This window comes from Streptomyces durocortorensis (genome assembly GCF_016901035.1).
Lineage (GTDB): Bacteria > Actinomycetota > Actinomycetes > Streptomycetales > Streptomycetaceae > Streptomyces > Streptomyces durocortorensis.
In genome coordinates this window covers 1-6595 of the sequence record NZ_JAFEUF010000322.1, presented here as the reverse complement: position 1 = coordinate 6595, position 6595 = coordinate 1, and the positions used below count along the sequence as shown (strand labels likewise).

General features: G+C 74.0%; 5 protein-coding genes and 1 tRNA gene. 3 read left to right on the top strand and 3 right to left on the bottom strand.

Going from position 1 to position 6595, the window contains the following annotated elements; all coding sequences use genetic code 11:
• Positions 1–58 precede the first annotated feature (58 nt).
• Together JS521_RS32660 and JS521_RS32655 are read right to left on the bottom strand one after the other, a co-directional pair.
• Entirely contained in the window at positions 59–940 is an 882-nt protein-coding gene (locus JS521_RS32660) for an NAD(P)H-binding protein (protein WP_205086515.1), read from the bottom strand.
• A gap of 145 nt (positions 941–1085) precedes the next feature.
• Positions 1086–1159, bottom strand: a tRNA-Met gene (locus tag JS521_RS32655).
• Positions 1160–1361: 202 nt separating this feature from the next.
• Between JS521_RS32655 and JS521_RS32650 the strand changes: the two genes are divergently transcribed.
• From JS521_RS32650 to JS521_RS32640, 3 genes are all read left to right on the top strand, one after another.
• Positions 1362–3590: an acetate--CoA ligase family protein gene (locus tag JS521_RS32650; RefSeq protein ID WP_205086514.1), complete on the top strand. Its 2229-nt coding sequence runs from the start codon at positions 1362–1364 to the stop codon at positions 3588–3590.
• Positions 3581–4528, top strand: a complete 948-nt coding sequence (locus tag JS521_RS32645) for an enoyl-CoA hydratase/isomerase family protein (protein ID WP_205086513.1) — start codon at positions 3581–3583, stop codon at positions 4526–4528. Before JS521_RS32650 ends, JS521_RS32645 begins: the two co-directional genes overlap by 10 nt.
• A gap of 67 nt (positions 4529–4595) precedes the next feature.
• The gene (locus tag JS521_RS32640) at positions 4596–5195 is read left to right on the top strand and encodes a flavin reductase family protein (protein ID WP_205086516.1); all 600 of its coding nucleotides are present in this window, start codon (positions 4596–4598) and stop codon (positions 5193–5195) included.
• Here the strand turns inward: JS521_RS32640 and JS521_RS32635 are convergent.
• On the bottom strand, positions 5185–6504 hold the full coding sequence (locus JS521_RS32635) for an MFS transporter (protein WP_205086512.1): 1320 nt from the start codon (positions 6502–6504) through the stop codon (positions 5185–5187). The two genes, JS521_RS32640 and JS521_RS32635, sit on opposite strands and share 11 nt — an antisense overlap.
• Positions 6505–6595: the final 91 nt, after the last annotated feature.

Sequence of the window (6595 nt, the reverse complement as noted above, 5' to 3'; positions counted from 1 at the left end):
CCCCAGAGTGACGGGCGTGGCCGCCGAGGCGAGGGCCGGGCCGAGGACCCCGGCGCCCTCAGCCCCAGACCCCCCGCACCGCCGCCTCCCGGACGAAGTCGGCGAAGTCGCGCGGCTCCCGGCCGAGCGCCCGGCGCACGCCGTCCAGGACGGGTGCCTCCCGGCTCGTGGTGATCGGTTCCAGCGCGTCGGTCCAGAGGCCGGCCTCCTCGTCCGTGAAGCCCTGGTCCGCGACGAGCCCGGCCCGGAAGGCGGACGGGTCGACGGCGACGTACGCGGCGCGCTTCCCGGTCTCCTTCGCGATCTCGTCCAGGACGTCCGCGATGCCGAGCGCGCGCGGGCCCGAGAGTCCGTACTCCTCGCCCGCGTGGCCGTCCTCGGTGAGCGCGGCGACGGCCACGTCCGCGATGTCGTCGGCGTCGATGAACGCGGCCTTCCCGTCCCCGGTGGGCAGGGCCAGTTCCCCGTCGCGTACGCCGTCGAGGAAGACGCCCTCGCTGAAGTTCTGGGAGAACCAGCCCGGCCGCAGGATCGTCCACTCCACCCCCGAGGCGCGCACCGCCCGCTCGCCCTCGCCGTGCGGCCCGCCGTCCTCGTAGGCGGGGCCGAAGTAGCCGGGCACGTCCGTGCCCCGGGCCGAGAGCAGCACCAGCCGCCGCACCCCGCTCGCGACGGCCTGTTCGACGAAGGCGGGCGTCGGGGAGGGCGTGGTGTCGAGCGGGGTGATGTAGACGGCGACGGCCCCGTCCAGGGCGGCCTGCCAGGTGGTGGGGTCCGACCAGTCGAACGGGGTGTCCCCGGAGCGCGAGGCGGCCCGGGTCTCCACCCCCAGCCCGCGGAGGCGGGCCACCACCCGGCGGCCGGTCTTGCCGGTGCCACCCGTCACGAGTACGGGGCCCTGCGCGGAGGTCGCTGCTGTGGTCGCGTCTGTCTGAGTCATGGCACCAGCCTCGCGCGGCGGGGCGGTCCCCGCCCATGGCTCAGCGTCCGGGAGGGATGTCCGAGCGTCCGGCGCCGGCCGGGGGACGAACACGGCCGAGGCCCGGATCCTCGTGGATCCGGGCCTCGGTCGCGTACTTCTTCAGTAGCGGGGACAGGATTTGAACCTGCGACCTCTGGGTTATGAGCCCAGCGAGCTACCGAGCTGCTCCACCCCGCGTCGGTGAACACCACCCTACGCCATGGAATCGCCCTGCATGACCGCGCGAGGCTTCGCCCGCACGCCCGTCGACGCCCGCACGAGCCTTTGCCTGCACACCCATTCCTGACGGAGCGTCAGTTCAGTAACCTGACAGGGTGTCAGCTAACCGGCCGGCCCCGCCTGTTGCCCGGCGGGCCATCGAGCAGGAGTGGGCGGAACGATGCTTGGATCGACTCACGGCACCCTCACCACCGACTTCCGCGCCCGGGTGGTGGCCTGCGGCGAGGAGCCGCACGCCTCCGTCGTCAGCCTGCCCACCGCCACACGGCAGGGCGGCCTCGACGTCAGCGGGCGACCGCTGCACCTGGCCGTGCCCGACCTGGACCGCTTCTTCCGGCCCCGCTCGGTGGCCGTCGTCGGGGCCTCGGACGCCGAGGGCCGCCCCAACACCGGCATCACCCGGCAGCTGATCGCCTGGTCCGAACGGGTCGGGGCCCGGTTGCACCCGGTGCACCCGACCCGCACGTCCGTGTTCGGCCTCGCCTGCTTCCCGGCGGTCGGCGCGCTCCCCGAGCCGGTCGACCTGGCGGTTCTGCTGGTCGCGGACCCGCTCCCGGTGATCGAGGAGCTGGGCGAGGCCAAGGTGCCCTTCGCGGTCGCGTTCGCCTCCGGGTTCGCCGAGACCGGGGAGGCAGGCGCCGCCGCCCAGGCCCGGCTGGCGGCGGCCGTGGAACGCTCCGGCCTGCGGCTGCTCGGGCCCAACACCAACCTGAACGCCTTCGAACGGTTCCGGGACGACCTGGAGGGCCCCGCCATCGCCCTGATCACCCAGTCCGGGCACCAGGGCCGCCCGCTCCACGCCCTCCAGGAACTGGGCATCCGGCTCTCCCACTGGGCCCCCACGGGCAACGAGGCCGATCTGGAGACCGCCGACTTCCTGGCGTACTTCGCCCAGCTCCCCGAGGTCGGGGCGGTCGCCTGTTACGTCGAGGGGCTCAAGGACGGCCGCTCCTTCCTGCTCGCCGCCGACCGGGCCGCCCGCGCCAAGGTCCCCGTCGTCGCCGTGAAGGTGGGCCGCACGGAGGCCGGGGCCGAGGCCGCCGCCTCGCACACCGGGAAGCTGACCGGGGCGGACCAGGTGGTGGACGCGGCGATGCGGCAGTTCGGCGTGATCCGGGTGGACGGCCTGGACGAACTCCAGGACACCGCCGCCCTGCTGGCCCGGGCCCGCCCGCCGCAGGCCGAGGGGGTGGCCGTCTACTCCATCTCCGGCGGCACCGGCGCGCACTTCGCCGACCTGGCGACGGCGGCGGGCCTCACCCTGCCCGCGCTCTCCCCCGCCAAGCAGGCCGAACTGCACACCTGGATACCGGAGTACCTCAACGTCGCCAACCCCGTCGACAACGGCGGCCACCCGGTCGGCGACGCGCGCGGCCGGAAGATCATCGACGCGATCCTCGCGGACCCGGCGGTCGGGGTGCTGATCTGCCCGATCACCGGCCCGTTCCCCCCGATGAGCGACCGGCTCGCCCAGGACCTGGCGGACGCGGCGGAGGCCACCGACAAGCTGGTCTGCGTGATCTGGGGCTCCCCTGTCGGCACCGAGGACGCCTACCGCACCACCCTGCTCGGCTCCTCGCGCCTCGCCACCTTCCGCACGGCACGCAACTGCGTCACCGCCGTGAAGGCCTACCTGGACCACCACCGCTTCACCGACCGCTACCGCTCCCCCTTCGAGGACGCCCCGCGCACCCCGTCCCCCTCCTTCCGCAAGGCGCAGAACCTGCTGCGGCCGGGCCGGCAGCTCAGCGAGCACGCGGCGAAGCAGCTGCTGCGCGCGTACGGGATCCGGGTGCCGCGCGAGCAGTTGGTGACCAGCGCGGCGGCTGCCGTACGGGCCGCGGGGCCGGTCGGCTACCCGGTGGTGATGAAGGCCTCCGGCCCCCGGCTCGCCCACAAGACGGAGCTGGGCCTGGTGAAGGTCGGCCTCACCTCGGCCAGCCAGATCCGCGACGCCTACCGCGAGCTGACCGACATCGCCCGGTACGAATCGGTGGACCTGGACGGCGTCCTGGTCTGCCAGATGATCGACCGGGGCGTCGAGATGATGGTCGGGGTCACCCACGACGCCCTGTTCGGCCCGACCGTCACGGTGGGGCTCGGCGGGGTCCTGGTGGAGGTGCTGCACGACGCGGCGGTCCGGGTGCCGCCGTTCGGCGAGCGGGACGCCCGGGACATGCTCGGCGAACTGCGCGGCCGGGCCCTGCTGGAGGGGGTGCGCGGCGGGGCCCCGGTGGATGTGGACGCGCTGGTGGAAGTGGTGCTGCGGGTGCAGCGGATGGCCCTGGAGCTGGGCGACGACCTGACGGAGCTGGACATCAACCCGCTGGTGGTCCTGGGCCGCGGCCAGGGCGCGGTGGCCCTGGACGCGCTGGCGGTGTGCCGGTGAGCGGGGCGGCGGGTGCCGGGCCGGAGGAGCGGGCGCGCACGGGCGCACCGGACGCCGGACCGGAGGCGGCGGGCCCGGGACCGGAGGCGGCGGGCCCGAGTCCAGAGACAGCAGGCCCGAGTCCGGAGACGGCAGGCCCCGCCCCCGCACCGGCCACCGTCCTGCACGCCCTCGACGGCGGCGTCTCGTGGATCACCCTCAACCGGCCCGAGGCCATGAACGCGGTCACCTGGGACCAGCGGGAGCGGATCATCGCCCTGCTGGCCGAGGCCTCCGCCGACCCGGCCGTACGGGCCGTCGTGCTCACCGCCACCGGCCGGGGCTTCTGCGCGGGGGCGGATCTGCGCGGGGCCCCCGCCCCGACCCGCGAACGCGTCCCCGGGGACGTCTCCCGCACGATCCGGCTCGGCGCGCAGCGGCTGATCGCCGCCGTGCTGGACTGCGAGAAGCCGGTGATCGCCGCCGTCAACGGAACGGCGGCCGGCATCGGCGCACACCTGGCCTTCGCCTGCGATCTGGTCCTGGCGGCCGACACGGCGACGTTCGTCGAGGTCTTCGTACGCCGGGGGCTCGTCCCGGACGGCGGCGGCGCGTATCTGCTGCCCCGGCTGGTGGGCCCGCAGCGGGCGAAGGAGCTGATGTTCTTCGGGGACGCCCTCGCGGCGTCGGACGCGGAGCGGCTGGGCCTGGTCAACCGCACGGTCCCGGCAGCGGAGTTGGAGGCCCTGGCGAAGGAGTGGGCGGCCCGGCTGGCGGCGGGCCCCACCCGGGCCCTCGCCCTGACCAAGCAGCTGGTGAACGCCTCGCTGGACGGCGACCGGGCAGGCGCGTTCGCGGCCGAGGCGGCGGCCCAGGAGATCAACATGACCACGCGGGACGCCAACGAGGGCGTGACGTCCTTCGTCGAGCGCCGGCCGCCGACGTACGAGGGCCGCTGAAGCCCCCGACGCCTTCACATCTGACGATCCGTCAGTTCTAATGGAGGACGTGATGGGACACGCAGGCATGGCCGCCACCGCCGTCCGGTACCTCAGGTCCGTCGGCGCCGCCACGACAGCCGCACCGGGGGCGCCGGCCGGGGCCCTGCCCCGGCCGGACCTGAGAGCCGTCCGGGACGACGAGCGGCTGCCGGTCGCGCCGGGCGAATTCCGGCGCGTACTGGGCCACTTCGCCAGCGGCGTCACCGTGGTCACCGCGTGCGACGCGGACGGGCCGGCGGGATTCGCCTGCCAGTCCTTCGCCTCGCTCTCGCTGGACCCGCCACTGGTGTCCTTCATGGTCGCCCGTACGTCGACGACCTGGCCGCGCATCGCCCGCGCCGGGGCGTTCTGCGTGAACATCCTGGGGGCCGAACAGGGCGCGCTGTGCCGGGGGTTCGCGGTGAGCGGGGCGGACAAGTTCGCGGGGGTGGCCTACGGGGACGCCCCGGCGACCGGATCACCGCTGCTGGACTCCGTACCCGCCTGGATCGACTGCCGTATCCACGCCGTCCACACCGGCGGCGACCATCTCATCGTGGTCGGCCGGGTGGAGGCGCTGGGCGCGGCGGAGGAGGGCGAGCCGCTGCTGTTCCACCGGGGTGCGTTCGGCCGGTTCAGCCGCTAGCGGCCTCCGGAGCCGCGCTCGCCCGCCGGATCACCAGGGACATCAGGGCCGCCATCGCGCACAGCGCCCCCGCCGCGTACCAGACCACGTCGTAGCTGCCGAGGACGTCCCGCGCGACTCCGCCGAGGAACGCGACGACCGCCGCGCCCACCTGGTGCGAGGCCAGCACCCAGCCGAAGACGATCGCACTGTCGTCGCCGTACTGCTCGCGGCAGAGCGCCAGCGTCGGCGGGACGGTGGCCACCCAGTCGAGGCCGTAGAACACGATGAAGAAGATCATCGGCGGCTGTACGTCGGGCCCGATCAGCAGCGGCAGGAACAGCAGCGAGATCCCGCGCAGCGCGTAGTAGACGGCGAGCAGCCTGCGGGCGTCGAAGCGGTCGGTGAGCCAGCCGGAGAAGATCGTGCCGATGATGTCGAAGACCCCGATCACCGCGAGGAGCGAGGCCGCCACGGTGATGGGCATGTGGTTGTCGTGGGCGAAGGGGACGAAGTGGGTGCGGATCAGGCCGTTGGTGGAGGCCCCGCAGATCGCGAAGGTGCCCGCGAGCAGCCAGAACGGGCCGGTGCGGGCCGCGTCGAACAGCACCCGCACCGTCCGGCGCGCGGCGCCCCTGGCGGGGGCGGGCTTCTCCACGTACGTACCGCCGTAAGGGGCGAGCCCCACATCGGCCGGGTGGTCGCGCATCAGGAGCCAGACGAACGGGACGACGACGAGGGACGCCAGTCCGACGGTGACCGAGGCGGGCTCCCAGCCGTGTTCGTCGATGATCCAGGCGCAGAGCGGGAGGAAGACGAGTTGCCCGGAGGCCCCGGCGGCGGTGAGGATGCCGGTGACCAGGCCCCGGCGGGCGACGAACCAGCGGTTGGTGACGGTCGCGGCGAACGCCATCGCCATGGATCCGGTGCCGAGGCCGACCAACAGGCCCCAGTAGATCATCAGTTGCCAGGAGGCGGTCATCCAGACGCCGGCGATCGCCCCGGCCGCCACCATGGTGAGTGCGCTCGCCACGACCCGCCGGATGCCGAACCGGTCCATGAGGGCCGCGGCGAACGGGGCGGTCAGCCCGTACAGCGCCATGTCGATGGAGACCGCGAGCCCGATCTCCCCGCGGGACCAGCCGAATTCGCGGTGGAGCGGGTCGATGAGCAGACCGGGCAGGGAGTTGAAGGCCGCGCCGCCGATGATCGTCACGAAGGTGACGGCGGCGACGAGCCACGCCCGGGGGGGGGGGGGGCGGCGGGGGCGCGCTTCGCGTGGCTGCCGCCGGTCGTCGTCCCGGGCTGCGCTTTCGATGGTCTCGGTCACGTGGACCAGCTTCTTGGCCTGCGGCTTTCGCTACGAGTGGCCTGAAGGACATGGTTCGCAGGAATCGGGCCACGCCGGCAGGGTCCGGGGC

Bases quoted from the DNA above. Each gene is read 5' to 3' on its own strand.
- JS521_RS32640 (WP_205086516.1), top strand. From the start codon at position 4,596: ATGGCCGCCACCGCCGTCCGGTACCTCAGGTCCGTCGGCGCCGCCACG.
- JS521_RS32660 (WP_205086515.1), bottom strand. From the start codon at position 940: ATGACTCAGACAGACGCGACCACAGCAGCGACCTCCGCGCAGGGCCCC.
- JS521_RS32650 (WP_205086514.1), top strand. From the start codon at position 1,362: ATGCTTGGATCGACTCACGGCACCCTCACCACCGACTTCCGCGCCCGG.